Raw genomic sequence first — 17307 nt, 5'->3', positions numbered from 1 at the left:
TACACAAGAAGAGGAGTGCACTTAACCAGTTCCCATAATGCGGGCAAAAAAAATGAGGCTTATTCAGCCTCATTTTATAACGAAAGCTTTATTTTTTTTCGTCAAATATGTCTCCCACCATTTCACCGATGGTGACTGTCCCGCCGTCACTGGTCGGGTTTTCTTGCTTCTTGGCTTGATATTCTTTATAATTGTTCTTGCCTTTTTCCCGGTTCACTTCCCTGATAGAAAGGCGGATACGCTTATCTTCGGGGTCCACGCTTAGCACTTTAACCCGGATTTCTTCTCCTTCCTGTACCACTTCATCGGGAGTGGCCACATGCCGGTCGGCCAGGTGAGAAATGTGCACCAGACCCTCCACGCCGGGCTCCAGTTGTACAAAGGCGCCAAACGGAGCCAGGCGTACCACTTTGGCAGTGATAATACTGCCTTCTGGATACTTTTCTTCCACGTTGTCCCACGGATTGGGCAGTACCTGCTTAAGGCCCAGGGAAACCTTTTCATTTTCCCGGTCCACCCGCAGCACCATGACTTCCAGTTCATCGCCCACGTTAACCACTTCAGAGGGGTGGTTGATGCGGTACCAGGCCATCTCGGAGATGTGCAGCAGGCCATCTACACCACCGATATCCACAAAGGCGCCGAAATTCGTCAACCGCCTGACGATGCCCTTAACCACCTGTCCTTCTTCCAGGTTGGCCAGCAGATCCTCGCGCTTGCGGGCGTACTCTTCTTCCAGAACGGCTTTGCGGGAAAGAATGACCTTCCTTCTGGGCCGGTTGAGCTCTATAACCTTGGCTTCAATTTCCATGTTCAGGTATTTGCTGAGATCTTCAACGTAACCTCTCTCTACCAGGGAGGCCGGGAGGAATGCACGCACGTTCATTACATCCACCAAAAGGCCGCCTTTAACCACTTCGCGAACGTTGCCCTTTACGACTTGCTCCTCCTGCATGATTTCTTCAAGGCGGGTCCAGGCCTCCTCTTCATCGGCCTTTTGTTTGGATAGGATCAGCTTGCCCTCGTTGTCTTCCGACTTCAATACGTAAACATTTATTTCATCGCCCACATTGACCACGTCATGTGGGGAATCAACACTAAAGCTGGAAAGCTCTCTGAGGGGAATAACTCCTTCCGACTTGGCGCCCACATCAACCAACACCTCGTCCTGGTTGACCTGCACCACTATGCCCTTGACGACTTCGCCGTTTTTAAGGTTTTTTACTTCCACGGCTTCTTCCATTTCCTGCTGCATTTCTTCCCGGGCGCTTTCTTCCTGCTGCGGCTCGGCTTCCACCGTTGGCGGTTCAGCCTCTACCACGTCATCAACCTTTTCTTCCATTACTTCTTCTTCCTTCATGTCTTCAAACTCCATCATTCGACTACAAACCTCCTCTATAATCCAGCCGGGTGTAGATGCGCCTGCCGCAACCCCGATGGTTTTCAGACCCTTGAACCAGGCCGGGTCTATTTCCCCGGCTGTTTCTATCCGATAAACCGGAATTCCGGCAGTGCGACAAATTTGGGCCAGTTTGGCCGTATTAGCGCTGTTTTTGCCACCCAGCACCAGCACAGCTTCCACCTGCCGCGCCAGTTCCAGCGCTTCCTGCTGCCTCTCGGCAGTGGCCGAGCAAATGGTGTTATACACATACACCCGGCTTCCACTGTCCTTAATAACATTCACCACGGCATCCAAATTATCCTGCCGCTGGGTTGTTTGGGCTACCACGCCCACTACGGGGTATTGATCAAGTTCTCCGGCCTGTGCGGCATCTCTGACCACCCTGGCCCTGCCTCCGGCCCAGCCCACGATACCCTGTACTTCCGGGTGTTCCGGATCACCCACTACGACCACGGGTATATTTTGTTGCACCATGTCATGTACTGTTTGCTGTACTTTGCGTACAAACGGGCATGTGGCGTCCACCACTTGCAACCCTTTTTCTTGCGCTTTTTGCAACACTTCCGGAGCCACGCCGTGGGAGCGAATAATAACGGTGCCCGGCCCGTCGATATCATCCAGGTCGTTTATGATGTTAATCCCTTCCCAGGCCAGCGCACCGGTCACCTGATCGTTATGGATTAGCGGACCCAGTGTGTAAACCGGTCCATCCCTGTCGTGCAAACACTTACGGGCCATATCCACGGCCCTTTTCACGCCAAAGCAGAAGCCCGCTTTGGCAGCCACCTTCACTTCCATCCCATTCACCGCTCTCGTTAAGTTACACCGCTATTTCTCTACAACCGACAGCAGCCGGCCTATTTCCGCCATTAACTCCCGGCTTACCGATTCCATTTCGGCCCTGGATATTTTGCGCCGGTTCTGGGCGGTAAAATACATGGGCTGGCCGATAATGACCTTTACCTGTCCCAAAATACCTTTGGTCCCGCTGACCGCTACCGGCAATAATGGCACACCCCCTTTAAAGGCCAACATGGCGGCGCCCAAATGGGGGTTTAAAAGTTCACCAGTTTTGCTGCGGGTACCCTCTGGAAAGATGCCCACCACTTTGCCGGCGCCAAGTAACTCCAGCGCCCGCCTAATTGACGACCGGTCGGTGCCTTCACGGTGGACCGGAAAAGCACCAAGCTTGGTTATAATAAGCCTGAGCACTGGAATTTGAAACAATTCTGCCTTGGCCATAAAAAAAATCTTTCTATTTATGGCGCAACCTACCACCACCGGGTCCCAGTAACTGACATGGTTCGCCACCAGCAACATGCCCTGCCCGGCGGGCAAGGCAGTGTTGCCATATACCTTCCAGCGACGCAGCAACAGCAAAGTTACCCGGCAGATGATCTTGGCCACACTGTAAAACATTAATTAAACCTCCCTGAAACCCTGGTCACTATCAGATTTACCACTTGCTCCACCGTCATTATGGAGCAATCGATAATTTCAGCGTCCGGAGCCGGTTTCAGGGGCGCCACTGCTCTACTGGCGTCAATGTTGTCACGCTGCTTGATATCTTCTACAATTTCCGCGAAAGACAATGTATAACCACGTTCCTGCAATTCGGCATGCCTGCGCCGGGCCCGTTCTTCCACCGAGGCGGTAAGGAAAAATTTCATATCCGCATCCGGCAAAACATGGGTACCGATGTCCCGGCCCTCCATTACCACGCTGCACCTGGCCGCCATTTCCCTTTGCAGTTGAGTCATGCGCTTTCTGACGCCGGGCACGCGAGAAACCAGTGATACATGGCGCGATACCTCCGGCGACCGTATTTCCTTTGATACGTCCAGACTATTCAAATAAACGCGGGTATGACCTTTTTCGTTGACCCGTAATGCAATATCCACGTCGACGGCTACCCGGGTCAGGGCTGTTTCATCATTTATATTTATTTTATCCATTAAAGCCTGTAATGTTACAGCCCTATACATGGCACCGGTATCTATGTAAATATAACCCAGTCTTTCGGCCACCAGCCTGGCCACCGTGCTTTTACCGGCGCCGGCCGGGCCGTCGATGGCAATGCTCACGCGGTTATCCATCAAGTTCCACTCCAGTGAAAACGAATATCTCAACTAATTCGACATGCTGTTTGAATTTCCTTTTAAAAATAAAAAATAAACCTGAAAAAGGTAAATACCTTCCAGGTTTATTATGACACGCTGATAGAATTTAATGTATCAAAAAAATTCGGATAGGAAATTTTTACACATTCTGCGCCTTTAACCGTGGTTTCCCCGTACGCGGTCAGGCCGGCGACGGCGGCAGACATAGCCATACGGTGGTCGCCGAAGCTGTCACAAACTGCGCCCCGCAGGCGCCGCCCGCCGCGAATGATAAAACCGTCGGGCCGCTCCTCGATGTCGGCGTTCATACTGCGCAGCACCTGTACCACAGCGGCGATGCGGTCCGTTTCTTTGTGTCTCAATTCAGCGGCGTCTTGCACCACCGTTTCTCCTTCCGCCACTGCCGCAGCCACCGCCAGCACCGGGAGTTCGTCAATCAGGTAAGGTATGATGCTGCCGCCGATTTCCGTACCGGTCAGGCGACTGCCGCGCACCCGGATATCCGCCACCGGTTCGCCGTTAATTTCCTTCGGGTTCAACAATTCAATCTCGGCGCCCATTTGGGTGAGCACGTCCAAGGCACCGGTGCGGGTGGGGTTGACCCCCACATTGTGGACCACCAAATCGGCGCCGGGCACCGTGGCGCCGGCCACCAGGAAAAACATGGCCGAGGAAATATCCCCGGGCACGGTAATTTTTTGTCCTCGCAGGTCCGGCTTTCCCCACACAGTAACCCGTGTGCCGGCAGCCTCCACCCGGGCGCCGAAATAGCGCAGCATTCTTTCGGTATGATCTCTGGATTGCGCAGGCTCAATAACTGTTGTCGGACCGTCCGCAAACAGACCGGCCAGTAATATGGCAGACTTTACTTGCGCACTGCCCACCGGCGACGTGTATTCCACGGCCCGGAGACCGCCTCCTTTAATGGCCAGGGGCGCGTAAGCGCCGCCCGCCCTGGCCGCAATTTGCGCTCCCATGTCTGTCAGCGGCCGGATAACCCGCTTCATGGGGCGGCGGCGTAGCGATCCGTCGCCGGTGAGCACCGAGAAAAAAGGGTTTCCCGCCAGTATGCCCGCCACCAGGCGCATGGTGGTGCCGGAATTTCCGGCGTCCAGCACATTATCAGGCTCCTGCAGCCCTTCCAGGCCACGGCCCTGCACCACCACCCGCTTGCCCACGGTGGTTATCCGCACCCCCAGGCCGCGCATCACACGGATGGTGGACAGGCAGTCCGCGCCGAAAAGGAAGTTTTCTATTTTAGTTTCGCCGTCGGCCAGGGCCCCCAGCATCACGGCGCGGTGAGAGATGGATTTGTCACCGGGCACCTGGACTTCGCCGCGCAAGGTCCGCACGGGTTTTATGGTTACTTCCATAGATAAAATCACCTCGGGGTCAGACTTAAACTTGTTTAAACTAACACTACAGCGTAATATTGCTTATTTCGCTATGCCCACTACGCCACGGGGACGGTTCCATCGTCTTTCCTTCGGCCCTTCGCTGCGCTTCGGGGACGCTCGAACCGTCCCCATGGCTCCGCTAACCTTTAAATTACGCAGTAGTACTAATTTCTGTTATAAAATTAACCTCAGTGTCCAATAATCTCCTCGCTCACGGTGTGAGGATCCAAACTGCAACAAGAATAAAAAGGGGACAGGCACTTTTTTCAAATGCGAAAAAGAGCCAGTCCCTTATTGGCGTATACTTTCCCAACAATAAAAAAATATACGCTTGGGCCTTACCCTTTCCGGCGGCACTTGATATCTTTATTCCGCAGCACCTGCAGCGCTCGTTCCTGTTCTTCCACCGTGGCGAACCCGATCCGGATGGTGCCGCCGTAGCCTTCCCGGGCGCGCAATATTTCAATTTCCGATATATTGATCCCCGCTTCGCCCAGCAATCCCGCCAGCATAGCAATGATACCGGGCCGGTCGGGCACCGTGACGACAATTTCGTAAATGCAGGGTAAATACCCTTTAGGCCTCAGCGGCAATTTTCTCCTGGTCGCGCTGGCCCCGGTCAGTATGTTCATTAACTTTTCTTCATCTTTTCGGTACACTGCCGCTTTTAATTCATCAACAGCGTTTTGAAAATACTCAAGCGCTTGCAGCACCTGCTTACGGTTGGATAGGAATATGTCCCGCCACATCCGGGGGCTGCCGGCGGCAACGCGGGTGGTGTCCCGAAAACCCCCGGCCGCCAGCGCCATGGCCCGCTCTCCCACCGGCATACCGGCCACCGCGGCCACTGTGGCCACCGCCACGAAATGTGGCAGGTGGCTGATGGCTGCCGTCATCAGGTCGTGCTCTCGTGGTGTCATTTCCATGACCACTCCGCCGATGGCGTCCACCATCCCCCGCACCAGACCCAGGGCAGTTGGGTCGGTACGGGTCGTGGGTGTCAGCAGATAAAAGGCGTTTTCAAAAAGATACGGGTCGGCCCCCGCAAAGCCGGCGGTTTCCGCGCCGGCCATGGGATGCCCGCCCACAAAACAGTTACTGTCCAGAATTTCTTCGGCCCGCGCGACCACATCCTGCTTGGTGCTGCCTACATCGGTGATTACGGCGCCCGGTTGCAAGTAATCTTTAATTTGCCTTAATATCGGCGGCGTTGCCCCCACCGGCGCGGCCAGGATAACCAGGTCGGCTCCCGTTACCGCTTCGGGCAGTTCGGCAATTTCGTTGATCGCACCGGCGGCCAGCGCCATGTCGAGATTTTCCCTGTGCAAGTCAACCCCGCAAATGTGCCCTGCCAGACCCCGCTCATTGAGAGCCAACCCCAGTGAGCCGCCGATCAGCCCCACCCCGATAATGGTACATCTTTCAACCATCATGGTAATTTAGCCAATTTCCTTTCCATAACTGCGGCGATGCCGGCCAATTTTTGCATCAACGCCTGGAAATTTTGCGGTGTCAGTGATTGTGGGCCGTCACAAAGGGCTTCCGCCGGTTTTGGATGCACCTCCACCAGCAGCCCGTCGGCGCCAGCTGCAACGGCGGCGCGGGCCATGGGTTCCACGAACCGCCACTTGCCGATGGCATGGCTGGGATCCACTATAACCGGCAGGTGACTGAGGTGTTTCACCACCGATACGGCCGTTAGGTCCAGGGTATTGCGGGTGTATTCCTCAAAGGTGCGGATGCCCCGCTCGCAAAGAATCACGTCCCGGTTACCCTCGGCCAGTATATACTCAGCCGCCAACAGCCATTCCTCGATTGTGGCCGAGGAACCGCGTTTTAGCAGGACAGGCTTTCCAGCCCGGGCCACTTCCCGCAGAAGGAAAAAGTTTTGCATGTTGCGCGCCCCGATTTGCAGAATATCCGCGTACCGGGCCACTACATCCAGGGTACGGGGGTCCATTACTTCGGTTACAATCGCCAGCCCCGTCTGCTCCCGGGCTTCTGCCAGCAATTTCAATCCCTCTTCCTCCAATCCCTGAAAGGAATAGGGGGAAGTACGGGGCTTGTAGGCACCCCCGCGCAGGATGGTGGCACCGGCATTGCGGACCGCCTGCGCCGCCTGCAGCAATTGCTCCTTGCTTTCCACCGCACAGGGGCCGGCCATGACATGAATGGTATCCCCACCTATTTCCAGGTCCCCCACCTTGACCACGGTGGGACCGTCCATGTAGGCACGGCTGGCCAGCTTATAAGGCTGCAGTATGGGCACCACCTTTTCCACACCAGCCATGGCCTCCAGGGACAAGTCACTTAACCTGGTTTTGTCACCGATAGCCCCGATAATGGTTCTCTCCACCCCTTGGGAAAGGTGAATTTGAAAACCGGCGCTTTCCAGCCTTTGCAGTACTCGATCTATATCATTTTTCTCCGCGTTATGATTCATTATCACGATCATGATTAAACCTCCATATATATACATTCTAAAGGCAGATAATGGTAAACAAGCCTTTATATATATTATTATCGTGACCCGCAAATGACATTTTCACGCAAAAAAACAAAAACTCCCCCAGGGGAGCGCTATGTAATCATGATCGCATCGCCTCCCTACCGTCCTACCGTATTAGTCGTTGGTTGCCTGTGGTCTGTCGTCGGTAAAACTCTACAGGAAAGTTGCTGTTTGAATAACTGGTTGTAACTGCGTTCTACCGTTTAATCATGTACCCGACTACCGCCTGACCGATTAATTAAATAACCATACTACCATGTCAATATGTTAACACTTTTTACCGTGCGACGCAACCTGTGTGTAAAGCATCGCGCACCGCCCGCGCCCGATTGATTAACGGGGCCAGTTCATGTGGCCGGAGGGATTGGAACCCGTCGGAAAGAGCATTTTCCGGCTGGGGATGCACTTCCACCATGATGCCGTCAGCACCCGCCGCCACCGCGGCCAAAGCCACCGGCTCCACCAGTTCCCGCCGCCCTGTGCCGTGGCTGGGATCCGCCAGCACGGGCAGGTGGGTGAGCCGCTTCAAGGCCGGTATGGCGTTGATATCAAAGGTATTACGGGTATAGTTCTCAAAAGTCCTGATGCCCCGCTCGCATAAAATCACTTGGTTGTTCCCCGCCGACATGATGTATTCCGCCGCCAGGAGCCATTCTTCCAGGGTGGCCGAAAAACCTCTTTTCAATAATACGGGGCGACCGGAACGTCCCATCTCCTTGAGCAGCCCGAAATTTTGCATGTTCCGGCTGCCAACCTGCAATATATCGGCATAGCGGCTTACTTTTTCCACGTCACCAGCTTCCGTTACTTCGGTAATCACCGGCAGGCCGGCGTTCTGTCCCGCTGCGGCCAAAATTTCCAAACCATTCCAGCCCAATCCCTGAAAGGAATACGGGGAAGTGCGCGGTTTGAAAACACCGCCCCTTAATATATGTACGCCCATGTGTTTTAATGCACGGGCCAATTCAAACGTCATTTCTTCCTCTTCCACCGCGCAGGGTCCGGCAATGACTGTTAAATCACCGTCCCCTATGCAACATTCCTTTACTCTGACCATAGTTTTTTCATGCCGGTTTTGTTTGCGTACTAACTTATACTCTGACAACTGCTGCTCCCCCTTGCATGAGTGCATCGACTGTAATATGGATTTACTATTCCTTGAGGTCCGGGCGGAGTTTAACAGCATCACCCAGGTAAATATGTTGAATATCCCGCTGGCCTGCCTTGATATCAGCCAGCATCAACACTCTGATGCACCGACCCAGGCTGCCCGGCACGTCCACCTCCGTGGCGCAAAGCATAGGCACGTAGTTCCAGCCCGCCATTTCCCTGGCAGTGGCGGCTGGAAACTCCGCGTTCAGGTCGTTGGTGAGGGTAAACATGACGCTGACAATATCCTCCACGGTCAGGTTATTTGCACGCATCATGGCCTGGAGAAGCTCGCGGGTAGCCCGGCCAATCGCTTCCTTTGTATTTTTTTCTACGGTTATGGCGCCTCTGATGCCTCGCATATGGTCAACCTCCTAATTTTTCAGGAAGATACCGCCCGGTGACCCAACCCGATGGCCACCTCGTCAAGGTGCAAAAGACCAACCCCAAAAAACACGGCCACGCTGATATGGTCCTTATACCTGGCAATGCCGATTTTGCCGCCCACGTTAAGCCCCAACGCCTTGGGCATCACCTGTGAAAGGGCCTCCCGGGTGGCCCCGGCCACAGCCCCTTCGTCGGCATGCACCTCTCGGATTACTTTTTCCCGCTTGGCGGCCACCACCGAACGCTCCGTGATTTTGTTCACCGACGCGATAAAATCACCGCCGTGGTCCACTGCCGCCGCTTTGATGCCTTTTTTTATAAAAAACTCCTTAAGTTCCCTTTCCTGATCCCTGCTTTCCGAAAGAGCCATTTTAATGGCAGCTCTGGCCACTTCCTTGCTGCCCAACAGTGACATTAACTCACCTCCACGTTTAATGACCCCGTGCCCGGGTCAATCAATTATTACCTTGCCTATTTTTTTTGTGGTCCCGTGCACTTTGACTATCATGCCCGATTCAGGCCAGCGCACATTACCGTAAGTTTCAATTATTTTAAAAGAAACCGGTTGTTCGTAAAATGCTGCGTCAATAGCCAGTTCATCCCCGTCAGCCACCGGCACCGTAACATAGCGATATTGAAAACTTCCCCTCTTTTCGCCGTTAACCAGTACAGCCGCCCTGGGCAATGTAGAATAGTCCAGTAATTGAAAAGTGACTAGGTGATCCAGACTGGTAAGTGAGGATCCGGCATTGCCGCGTAAATCATCGTCAACCTTGCTGATAACCCGTACCGCGGGGTCGTACGCAAACCACTGGACAGTCACCATCATTACCGCGCATAGAATAACGACGCGCATCAACCAGTGCTCCAACCTGGTGCCCCAAAACAAAAAATCTTTTCGCACAGCATATCACCTTCTTTTTTTTACATGATATATGCCGTGCCGGGGCTTATTATTATCGCAAGTTATATTTCCTTTCCAGGTGGTTGATATAATCCTTCATTTCTTCATGCATCTTAAAAAGCAGCCGCTCCATGTCGTTCCGGCAAAGTACCATGCGCCCCGGTTCAACAACCTCAATTTTACGAAAATCTTCCCGCACGATAAACCGGAGCAAGTCCTCCACATTTTCCGCAGTAATAGTCAGTATGACCGGCGCGTAAGCTATCTCGCTGTTGGCTACATCGTCCCACACCGTATAAACTTCGATGCTCATATCAATATCGTCTATATGTAAACCTTGCATGGGCACGTTTCTGAACAGGGCCACTTGCTGTTCCCTAACCTCTTCGGCCACCCTGTCCACCGGCTTACCGCCGAACAGGAAACGGCCGGGGCGGGCTTGTCCTTTGAAATCCAATCTTATTTTCACTTTTATTTCTCTGTCTTCATTATGTTCCGCCGTGTTCATGAGCGCACCTCCGAGCAGGCTTTGTGGTCATAATTCTACCATAATGACGGAATATCCTGCCACCGGCAGGCCCGGTGTGAAATTTCTTGACGCATTGTACTATTCAGCAAGCCCGCTGTGGTATTGCCCAACGCTCGATGCACTTACGGTCTATATCCTGGCGGCTTTTTTCAGCCGGTGCACTTCCTTTACGGTCAGGTGGCGGAACTGGCCCGGCTGCAAGTCGCCCAGCCGTAACGGGCCGACGCGCACCCTTTTTAATGATAATACGGGATGCCCGATATGCTCGCACATACGCCGCACCTGACGGTTTCTCCCTTCGCGGATGGTGATTTCCATCAGGGCATTGTTTTTCCTGCTGCCGATTATGCGTACCCCGGCCGGGGCGGTAAGTCCGTCTTCCAGTTTCACTCCATTTTGCAGCGCCTCGATTTGTTGCCGGTTCGGCATGCCCTGCACCATGACCAAGTAGGTCTTGGGCACTTCGTGCCGGGGATGGGTGAGGGCATAGGTTAACGCACCGTCGTTGGTGAGCAGCAACAGTCCCTCGGAATCAAAATCAAGGCGCCCCACCGGGTAAACCCGTTGCTTGATACCGTGCAACAGGTCGGTTACTTTGCGGCGGCCCCGGGGATCGCTCACTGTGCTAACGTAACCGGTGGGCTTGTATAGCAAAAGATATACCTTTTTTTCGGGTTTCCTCAGAAACTGTCCGTCCACCTCCACCCGGTCCCGCAGCGGGTCTATTTTCAGCCCGGGCGTTGTCACGGGCTTACCGTTGACCATCACTTTCCCCTCGACAATCAGTTCCTCGCTCCGGCGACGGGAAGCCACCCCCGCACGGGCCATGTATTTGTGCAGACGCTCCAAGAAAAATTCACCCCATTAAGCATTTTATTACTCTATATTTCAAAAAATATAATATCACTATTTTAAATGAAAATCATAAAAAAATGCATCTCCCGGACTGCCGGCGGGGATGCATTTCTTAATTATACTATTCCATTTTTAAATGGGCCCGAAAAGTTTATGGGCCACGTACACGGAAGCTATCAAGGTGGTGAAATCGGCGGAAAGGCCGGAGATAATGGAGTAGCGGTAGCGGGAAATACCCACCGAGCCGAAATACAAGGTTAAAACATAAAATGTGGTATCTGAACTTCCTTGCATGGTGGAAATCAGCCGTCCGATAAAACTGTCCGGACCATGGGTTTTAATAATATCCGTGGCTATCCCCAGGGCGGCACCGCCGGAAAGGGGGCGCATCACGGCGTGCGGCAGCACCTCGGCGGGCACGCCCACCTTATCCAGCACCGGTGAGCAGACGCCCGTCACAATGTCCAGCGCCCCGGAAGCTCGAAACACGCTTATGGCCACCAGCATGGCTACCAGGTACGGAATAGTCTTGATGGCCGTGCTGAAGCCGTCTTCCGCCCCTTCCACAAATTTTTCGAATACATTTACCCCCCTGATCATGGCGATAAGGGGCACCAGTAGCAGAACAACCGGAATGGCCCAGCGGGAAAGGTCGGAAACAATGCCGAACATTTATATCACCACCTCCGGCTGTATATGTACCGCAGCATCCGGTCCATAATGACGGCCACCGTCATGCCGCAGGCCGTGGCAAATATGGTGGTGCCCACAATTTCTGTGGGGTCCGCCGAACCGTAGATCAGCCTGATGCCGATGATGGTGGTGGGTATCAAGGTGATACACCCCGTATTCAGGGCTAAAAATGTGCACATGGCGTCGGTGGCTTCTTTGGGATCGCCCCGGTTTAATTTCTGCAGTTCCTGCATGGCAATCAATCCCATTGGCGTAGCGGCGTTACCCAGGCCCAGAATATTAGCGCTGAGGTTCATGACAATGGCCCCCATGGCCGGGTGGTCCCTGGGCACGCTGGGGAAAAGAAAACTGGTGATGGGCCGGACCATTCTGGCCAGCGCCCGCACCAGGCCGGCGGCTTCCGCCAGTTTCATGATCCCCAGCCAGAAAGTGATAATGGCGATCAGGTCCATGGCTGTCTGCACCGCGACCCGGGCTCCATCCAGGGCGGCCTTGGTCACCACTTCGATATGCCCGTTGAACCCCGCCACCAGCACCCCAACCACCATCATGCCTAACCAGATGTAATTGACCATACTTTTCTCCTCCGCCGTATGAGGTTAAGAGGACGGGCCACAACTTATTCAAAACAAGTCCCCTTACAACAAAAAGTATGATCGGGTTGTCCCAAATATGAAAAATATTCCTGGCCAATGCTACCCTTTAAGTGTTTCTATGTCGGTGATGTGCTTGCTGACAAAGCTTTCTTCAAGGTTGTCCTCCTGCAAAAGACCCTTGGAATAGGCACTGATAATGTCCGTTCTGGACAGCAACCCGATAATTTTCTCGGCATTATCGGGGTCTACCACCGGCAGTCGCCCTATGTCATATTCGACCATCCTCCTGGCCGCCACACTGATAGGCTCGTAAGGGGTGACCGTAACCAGGTGGTGAACGGCCAGTTCATTAACCTGTTTGTCGATATCCCCTTCAGTAAAAGCTCTTTCCAATTCGTTGCTGGTAACAATACCACAAATGTAACCATCTTCGGTTACTACGGGAAATCCCCGGTGCGGGCTGCCATGAACCAACTTCCGGGCTTCTTTAATGGTGAATTTACATGGAATTGTTTCAATCCGGGAGGTCATGACGTCCTTGACGAGGACATTTTTCAATACATCAGGCCGCCGAGCCGCTTCAATGTCCAGCCCGCGTCTAACCAGCTTGACTACATAGATATTATTATGATAAACAGTTTTGGCCACGACCGAACTGATCACACACGCAATCATCAGCGGTAGAATAATATGATAGTCGTTACTCATTTCAAACAGCATGATTATGGCCGTAATAGGTGCATGAGCGCTGCCGGCAAATACACTTCCCATCCCGACCAGGGCATAGGCGGCCGGTGTTATGGCAATGTTGGGAAATAAATAATGAAATACGTAACCCATTGAAGCGCCCAGCATCGAACCCATAAACAGCCCCGGCGCAAAAACCCCGCCGGAACCGCCGGAACCAATGGTAATGGAAGTAGCCAACAACTTCAATAGCACCAGTGCCGCCGTAATACTAAATATCATGTTTCCGGTTATGGCCATCTCGATACTTTCATAGCCAACCCCGAAAATCTGTGGAAACTTCAGCCCTATGGCACCGATCAAAAAACCGCCTAACACGGGTTTTAAGTATTCCGGAATAATCTTGATGGAATCAAAAATGTCTTCAGACTTATAAAGCACCCTGATGTATACCACGGCAAATATGCCACAAACAACACCCAGTAGAGCGTAAAGCAGCAACTCCACGGGGTGGCTGAGCGGGTAGGCCGGAACGATAAAAGCCGGGTCATTGCCCAGCATAATTCTGCTGATTACAGCGGATGTTACGGAGGAGATAATAACCAGCATTAAATGATCGCCTGTAAAGTCACCGAGAATTATTTCCAGTGCAAATAGCACACCGCCTATGGGCGCGTTAAAAGTAGCGGCAATACCACCCGCTGCCCCGCAGGCTACCAGCGCCCGCATTTTACGCGTTGACACTTTAAATACTTGTCCTACCGTGGAACCTATGGCCGATCCAATCTGCACAATAGGGCCCTCGCGGCCGACAGAACCGCCGGAGCCGATGCATACGGCGGATGCTAAAGCCTTTACCAACACTATCCTGGGCCGTATACGGCCACCACGTACAGCAACCGCCGCCATTACTTCCGGAACACCGTGCCCCTTGGCTTCCCGGGCGAAAAAATAAGTCAGCGGCCCTACAATCAGACCGCCAGCCATTGGTATAATTATTACGTAATACTGCCCCAGGAAAGAAAGTAACTGCCCACCATGGTCAAAAAATCCGTTGTGGAAAAAACTTATCAATTTACGAAAGGCCACAGCACCGAGCCCGGTTAAAATACCAATTACCAGCGCCAACGCTACCCGGTAAAATTGTTCATAGAGTTTATTACTATTCCCGCTTTTTCTTAGTTCCTTATTCGTGCTTACCACTGCTATTTCTCCTTTGAATTACTTCGTACACCTCATTATACAGTTTGTTATAATAATCTATTTTCTCTTATTTATTTAAATTTCCTGCAATAATTACTATAATTTATTGTTTGGTTAGTCAACCAATCATATTACAATACCCGGCCCGGCGGACCCGTTCATGAATGGCTGTGATGTCGGTGGTATATAACCCCCTTTGCTGCATCCTTTCAAAGTAAACCGAACCGGAAAAAGTGTATTTTTTGGTCAATTCCGCGGGTTGCTTCATTTGCCGGTGCATGTAAGCAATGATATCCCCGGCGGCCAGGTCTTCCGGCAATGTCACCGGTTCGCGGCCGTTTACCAGCCTTACCGCGTTATAGCCGGCAAGTAAGCCGGTAACAATGGCCTCGGTATGACCCACCAGCGGGCCGGTTTTTTCCCCGGCGCAAAACAGATTCTTAACGCCGTCTACCTGCAGGGCGTCATTGCAATGGGACATGGCCATAAAGCGCACCGAGTTACCCCGGCCGCCCGAGTATGGGTCGGCGTAACGGGCGTTGGCAAATCCCGGCAACTCCCGCAATTTTTCCAGGGGAAAATAAGGCGTCATCAACTTGGCGTGACCGGTATCGAGAATAATCAAATTCCTGGCATAATCAGTCAGGGCATACTGCTGGCAAGCCTTGCCGCCAAGTAGTTCGTCCTTGTACATTTCCGGCGGCAGGGGAATAATCAATACGCCGTCCTTTTCCAACTTTTCCACCAGATGCTGGGCCAGCGACCCCTTATCCAGCTTACAGGAACCGCTCATGGCTTCGAAATGCGGAAAACCCTCACCTGCCGTGATTTCCGGCAGGCCGGCCCTGGCCGTGAGACTGACCCGGGGGCCGAATGTGGGGCAGCGCAGGATGCACATGGCGCAACCGCTCCCGAAGCGGGTGCAATTCTTGGCCGGGCCGGCACTGCCGGTGGTGTCAATGAAGGCATCGGCGCGCAACATTTCATCGTTACCGGTTACCACCCCGTTAATATAACCATTGCTGGCAAAAACCTCCGTCATTCTGGTTTGCAGTTTTATTTCAACACCGCAGCCGGTCAGGAATTTACGCATTACCGGCTCGATTCTGGTTACATCGTAGAGCATGGCATGCTTGTGTCCCGGAAAATCAACGGAACCGTGCCTGGCAACAGATTCAATCAGGGCTATGAACTCATGCCCCCCCAGCGCGCGGGCCTCTTCCAGGGCAGTAAACCGGCCGTTGTTGCGCATAATGCCGCCCACCAGGCCGGTACCCAAAAGCAAGTCTGTTTTTTCCAGCAAAACAACTTCCCCGCCGGATTTTTCGGCGGCATATGCCGCGGCGCAGCCGGCCCAACCGCCGCCCACAATTATCACTTTCATTAAATCATCCTCCTCCGGAGGGCATAAAGGCACCCAGTATCATCATATTCTGCAGGTATGGAAAAGTTGAAAGTGATCCTATGCTTTACGTAGCAAAACAGGATAGGCATTATATGGCTCCATCAAGTAAGTTCGTTCTTATTGATCTTCTTTTCTCCGCGTTTTTCCAGCATACCCTGGATTTGATTCAACACCTGGGGCGCCATATCAATCAGCCTGTCCAGCAAAGCGTTGCCGTCCACCGGCAACAGGCGCACCTGCCCGTTACCGGCCACCAGAAACCCTACGGGCTTAACAGACATGCCGGCACCGCTACCGCCGCCGAAAGCCGGGACCTGGCTTTCCCCTCCCTGCTGGTCCTTACCGCCGCCGGCCTCACTGATTTCAAATTCGCCTCCGCCGGCGCCAAACCCACAGGCCACCCGGGAGATGGGAATAATAACGCTTCCGTCCGGCGTTTCCACGGGTTCTCCCACCACGGTATTTACGTCCACCATTTCTTTTATGCTTTCCATGGCTGTTTTCATCAAGCCTTCAATGGGATGCTGTTCCATTTGACTACCCCCAGATTTTAACGGCTATTTTTACGTAAAGCCGCCTGTATTCCTGTAAGGGTAATATTACCGGGAAGCGGCCTAAATATACAATGCCCTTTTGCACCGGTTCAAAACTAAAAGGGGTTATTCCTCACCTTAACAATTCTTCCGGTATAGCCACCCCCCCAGCATTAAGGCCAGCATCAGGTAGCCGAGCCGCAGGCTTAAAACCAGGTTCAGGTGCATGTTCAGCAGGCGGGCATTAAAAACCGGCGTAACCTGCAGATCGGGCTTTGGGGCCGGTTTATTCAGCAAACGGTATATGCGGGCGGCAACATTACTTTTAACAATCCATAACACCCCCGCCGCCAGCCCTGTCTGGTCGGCCTCATATAATCCCAGCCTGGTTTGCCAGCAGAAACGGTGTAATATTGTTTTAGACAGCAAATATTTATAGGCAGGGAAAACCGCCCGCATAATTTTTCTGATACGCCTGTATAATCGCCAGGCCCGGGCCGGGGTTATGCCGGCCTTTTCCCGGGCCAGGGTGGCGCCCGACCGCCCGGCCAATCTGGTGCGCAGCCTCAATACCGGGTTTAATGCTCCGAAACCCATGCCGGCAGAGGACATGCGCATACGCAAGGTTGCCAGGCCCCATAAAAATGACAGGCGCAAACCGGTATCAGGCGATGCCAGGTTTAAAACGGCGTTGGGGTCCGGGTCTTTTTCCTCGCGCAGCGTGTATCTTAGATTGACTGTGACCGGTGAAACCACCAGGATAATCATGACCCCGGCCGAAATAAAAAGCAAATACCACATACTACCACCCCGCCCTTTATTGTTGCCTTTCCGGCAGCACAACTATACAAGCAAAAAAGGGGACAGGCTACTTTTTATGGCAAATAAAGGAATAACGTGTTTTTTGAGTATATAAGCAAAAGACCTCCCTTATATAA

At 53.0% G+C, this 17307-nt stretch carries 18 protein-coding genes; all 18 read right to left on the bottom strand.

Going from position 1 to position 17307, the window contains the following annotated elements; genetic code table 11:
- Positions 1-88: 88 nt before the first annotated feature.
- The 18 genes from BM299_RS01600 to BM299_RS01515 all read right to left on the bottom strand — a co-directional run bounded on the left by BM299_RS01600 (position 89) and on the right by BM299_RS01515 (position 17170).
- Positions 89-2200, bottom strand: coding sequence for a bifunctional 4-hydroxy-3-methylbut-2-enyl diphosphate reductase/30S ribosomal protein S1 (locus tag BM299_RS01600; RefSeq protein WP_207545093.1), 2112 nt, complete (start codon positions 2198-2200; stop codon positions 89-91).
- Between the two features lie 30 nt (positions 2201-2230).
- On the bottom strand, positions 2231-2821 hold the full coding sequence (locus BM299_RS01595; RefSeq protein ID WP_092481716.1) for a lysophospholipid acyltransferase family protein: 591 nt from the start codon (positions 2819-2821) through the stop codon (positions 2231-2233).
- Positions 2821-3498, bottom strand: a complete 678-nt coding sequence (gene cmk / locus BM299_RS01590; protein ID WP_092481715.1) for a (d)CMP kinase — start codon at positions 3496-3498, stop codon at positions 2821-2823. The genes BM299_RS01595 and cmk overlap by 1 nt, the downstream gene beginning before the upstream one ends.
- 110 nt (positions 3499-3608) lie before the next feature.
- Positions 3609-4895 (bottom strand): 3-phosphoshikimate 1-carboxyvinyltransferase, encoded by a 1287-nt coding sequence (gene aroA / locus BM299_RS01585; RefSeq protein ID WP_092481714.1) that lies wholly within the window; start codon positions 4893-4895, stop codon positions 3609-3611.
- 362 nt (positions 4896-5257) lie between these two features.
- Positions 5258-6352 (bottom strand): prephenate dehydrogenase, encoded by a 1095-nt coding sequence (locus BM299_RS01580; protein ID WP_092481713.1) that lies wholly within the window; start codon positions 6350-6352, stop codon positions 5258-5260.
- Positions 6349-7374 carry a 3-deoxy-7-phosphoheptulonate synthase gene (gene aroF, locus BM299_RS01575; protein WP_092481712.1) on the bottom strand — a complete coding sequence of 342 codons (1026 nt, stop codon included), beginning with the start codon at positions 7372-7374 and terminating at the stop codon, positions 6349-6351. Before aroF (BM299_RS01575) ends, BM299_RS01580 begins: the two co-directional genes overlap by 4 nt.
- A gap of 331 nt (positions 7375-7705) precedes the next feature.
- On the bottom strand, positions 7706-8560 hold the full coding sequence (gene aroF, locus BM299_RS01570; protein ID WP_281246348.1) for a 3-deoxy-7-phosphoheptulonate synthase: 855 nt from the start codon (positions 8558-8560) through the stop codon (positions 7706-7708).
- 19 nt (positions 8561-8579) lie between these two features.
- Positions 8580-8939 carry a chorismate mutase gene (gene aroH / locus BM299_RS01565; RefSeq protein ID WP_092481710.1) on the bottom strand — a complete coding sequence of 120 codons (360 nt, stop codon included), beginning with the start codon at positions 8937-8939 and terminating at the stop codon, positions 8580-8582.
- A 20-nt stretch (positions 8940-8959) separates the two neighbouring features.
- Positions 8960-9379, bottom strand: coding sequence for a HutP family protein (locus BM299_RS01560; RefSeq protein ID WP_092481709.1), 420 nt, complete (start codon positions 9377-9379; stop codon positions 8960-8962).
- Positions 9380-9415: 36 nt separating this feature from the next.
- Positions 9416-9868 carry a hypothetical protein gene (locus tag BM299_RS01555; RefSeq protein WP_092481708.1) on the bottom strand — a complete coding sequence of 151 codons (453 nt, stop codon included), beginning with the start codon at positions 9866-9868 and terminating at the stop codon, positions 9416-9418.
- Between the two features lie 52 nt (positions 9869-9920).
- Positions 9921-10376: a hypothetical protein gene (locus BM299_RS01550; protein WP_092481707.1), complete on the bottom strand. Its 456-nt coding sequence runs from the start codon at positions 10374-10376 to the stop codon at positions 9921-9923.
- A gap of 150 nt (positions 10377-10526) precedes the next feature.
- Positions 10527-11246: a pseudouridine synthase gene (locus BM299_RS01545; RefSeq protein WP_092481706.1), complete on the bottom strand. Its 720-nt coding sequence runs from the start codon at positions 11244-11246 to the stop codon at positions 10527-10529.
- A gap of 138 nt (positions 11247-11384) precedes the next feature.
- Positions 11385-11924 (bottom strand): spore maturation protein, encoded by a 540-nt coding sequence (locus BM299_RS01540; RefSeq protein ID WP_092481705.1) that lies wholly within the window; start codon positions 11922-11924, stop codon positions 11385-11387.
- A gap of 5 nt (positions 11925-11929) precedes the next feature.
- On the bottom strand, positions 11930-12520 hold the full coding sequence (locus BM299_RS01535) for a nucleoside recognition domain-containing protein (protein ID WP_092481704.1): 591 nt from the start codon (positions 12518-12520) through the stop codon (positions 11930-11932).
- 120 nt (positions 12521-12640) lie between these two features.
- Positions 12641-14431 carry a chloride channel protein gene (locus tag BM299_RS01530; protein WP_092481703.1) on the bottom strand — a complete coding sequence of 597 codons (1791 nt, stop codon included), beginning with the start codon at positions 14429-14431 and terminating at the stop codon, positions 12641-12643.
- A 118-nt stretch (positions 14432-14549) separates the two neighbouring features.
- Positions 14550-15815 (bottom strand): FAD-dependent oxidoreductase, encoded by a 1266-nt coding sequence (locus BM299_RS01525; RefSeq protein ID WP_092481702.1) that lies wholly within the window; start codon positions 15813-15815, stop codon positions 14550-14552.
- Between the two features lie 122 nt (positions 15816-15937).
- On the bottom strand, positions 15938-16369 hold the full coding sequence (ytfJ, locus tag BM299_RS01520) for a GerW family sporulation protein (protein WP_092481701.1): 432 nt from the start codon (positions 16367-16369) through the stop codon (positions 15938-15940).
- A gap of 138 nt (positions 16370-16507) precedes the next feature.
- Positions 16508-17170, bottom strand: a complete 663-nt coding sequence (locus BM299_RS01515; RefSeq protein WP_092481700.1) for a DUF2953 domain-containing protein — start codon at positions 17168-17170, stop codon at positions 16508-16510.
- Positions 17171-17307: the final 137 nt, after the last annotated feature.

Source organism: Desulfoscipio geothermicus DSM 3669, assembly GCF_900115975.1.
In the GTDB taxonomy this organism is placed as follows: Bacteria; Bacillota; Desulfotomaculia; order Desulfotomaculales; family Desulfallaceae; genus Desulfoscipio; species Desulfoscipio geothermicus.
This window is presented reverse-complemented; position numbering and strand designations above follow the sequence as displayed.

Bases quoted from the DNA above. Each gene is read 5' to 3' on its own strand.
- BM299_RS01535 (WP_092481704.1), bottom strand. From the start codon at position 12,520: ATGGTCAATTACATCTGGTTAGGCATGATGGTGGTTGGGGTGCTGGTG.
- BM299_RS01595 (WP_092481716.1), bottom strand. From the start codon at position 2,821: ATGTTTTACAGTGTGGCCAAGATCATCTGCCGGGTAACTTTGCTGTTG.
- ytfJ (WP_092481701.1), bottom strand. From the start codon at position 16,369: ATGGAACAGCATCCCATTGAAGGCTTGATGAAAACAGCCATGGAAAGC.
- BM299_RS01600 (WP_207545093.1), bottom strand. From the start codon at position 2,200: ATGGAAGTGAAGGTGGCTGCCAAAGCGGGCTTCTGCTTTGGCGTGAAA.
- BM299_RS01515 (WP_092481700.1), bottom strand. From the start codon at position 17,170: ATGTGGTATTTGCTTTTTATTTCGGCCGGGGTCATGATTATCCTGGTG.
- aroH (WP_092481710.1), bottom strand. From the start codon at position 8,939: ATGCGAGGCATCAGAGGCGCCATAACCGTAGAAAAAAATACAAAGGAA.
- aroF (WP_281246348.1), bottom strand. From the start codon at position 8,560: ATGCACTCATGCAAGGGGGAGCAGCAGTTGTCAGAGTATAAGTTAGTA.
- BM299_RS01525 (WP_092481702.1), bottom strand. From the start codon at position 15,815: ATGAAAGTGATAATTGTGGGCGGCGGTTGGGCCGGCTGCGCCGCGGCA.
- aroA (WP_092481714.1), bottom strand. From the start codon at position 4,895: ATGGAAGTAACCATAAAACCCGTGCGGACCTTGCGCGGCGAAGTCCAG.
- BM299_RS01560 (WP_092481709.1), bottom strand. From the start codon at position 9,379: ATGTCACTGTTGGGCAGCAAGGAAGTGGCCAGAGCTGCCATTAAAATG.
- BM299_RS01580 (WP_092481713.1), bottom strand. From the start codon at position 6,352: ATGATGGTTGAAAGATGTACCATTATCGGGGTGGGGCTGATCGGCGGC.
- BM299_RS01540 (WP_092481705.1), bottom strand. From the start codon at position 11,924: ATGTTCGGCATTGTTTCCGACCTTTCCCGCTGGGCCATTCCGGTTGTT.
- aroF (WP_092481712.1), bottom strand. From the start codon at position 7,374: ATGATCGTGATAATGAATCATAACGCGGAGAAAAATGATATAGATCGA.
- BM299_RS01550 (WP_092481707.1), bottom strand. From the start codon at position 10,376: ATGAACACGGCGGAACATAATGAAGACAGAGAAATAAAAGTGAAAATA.
- cmk (WP_092481715.1), bottom strand. From the start codon at position 3,498: ATGGATAACCGCGTGAGCATTGCCATCGACGGCCCGGCCGGCGCCGGT.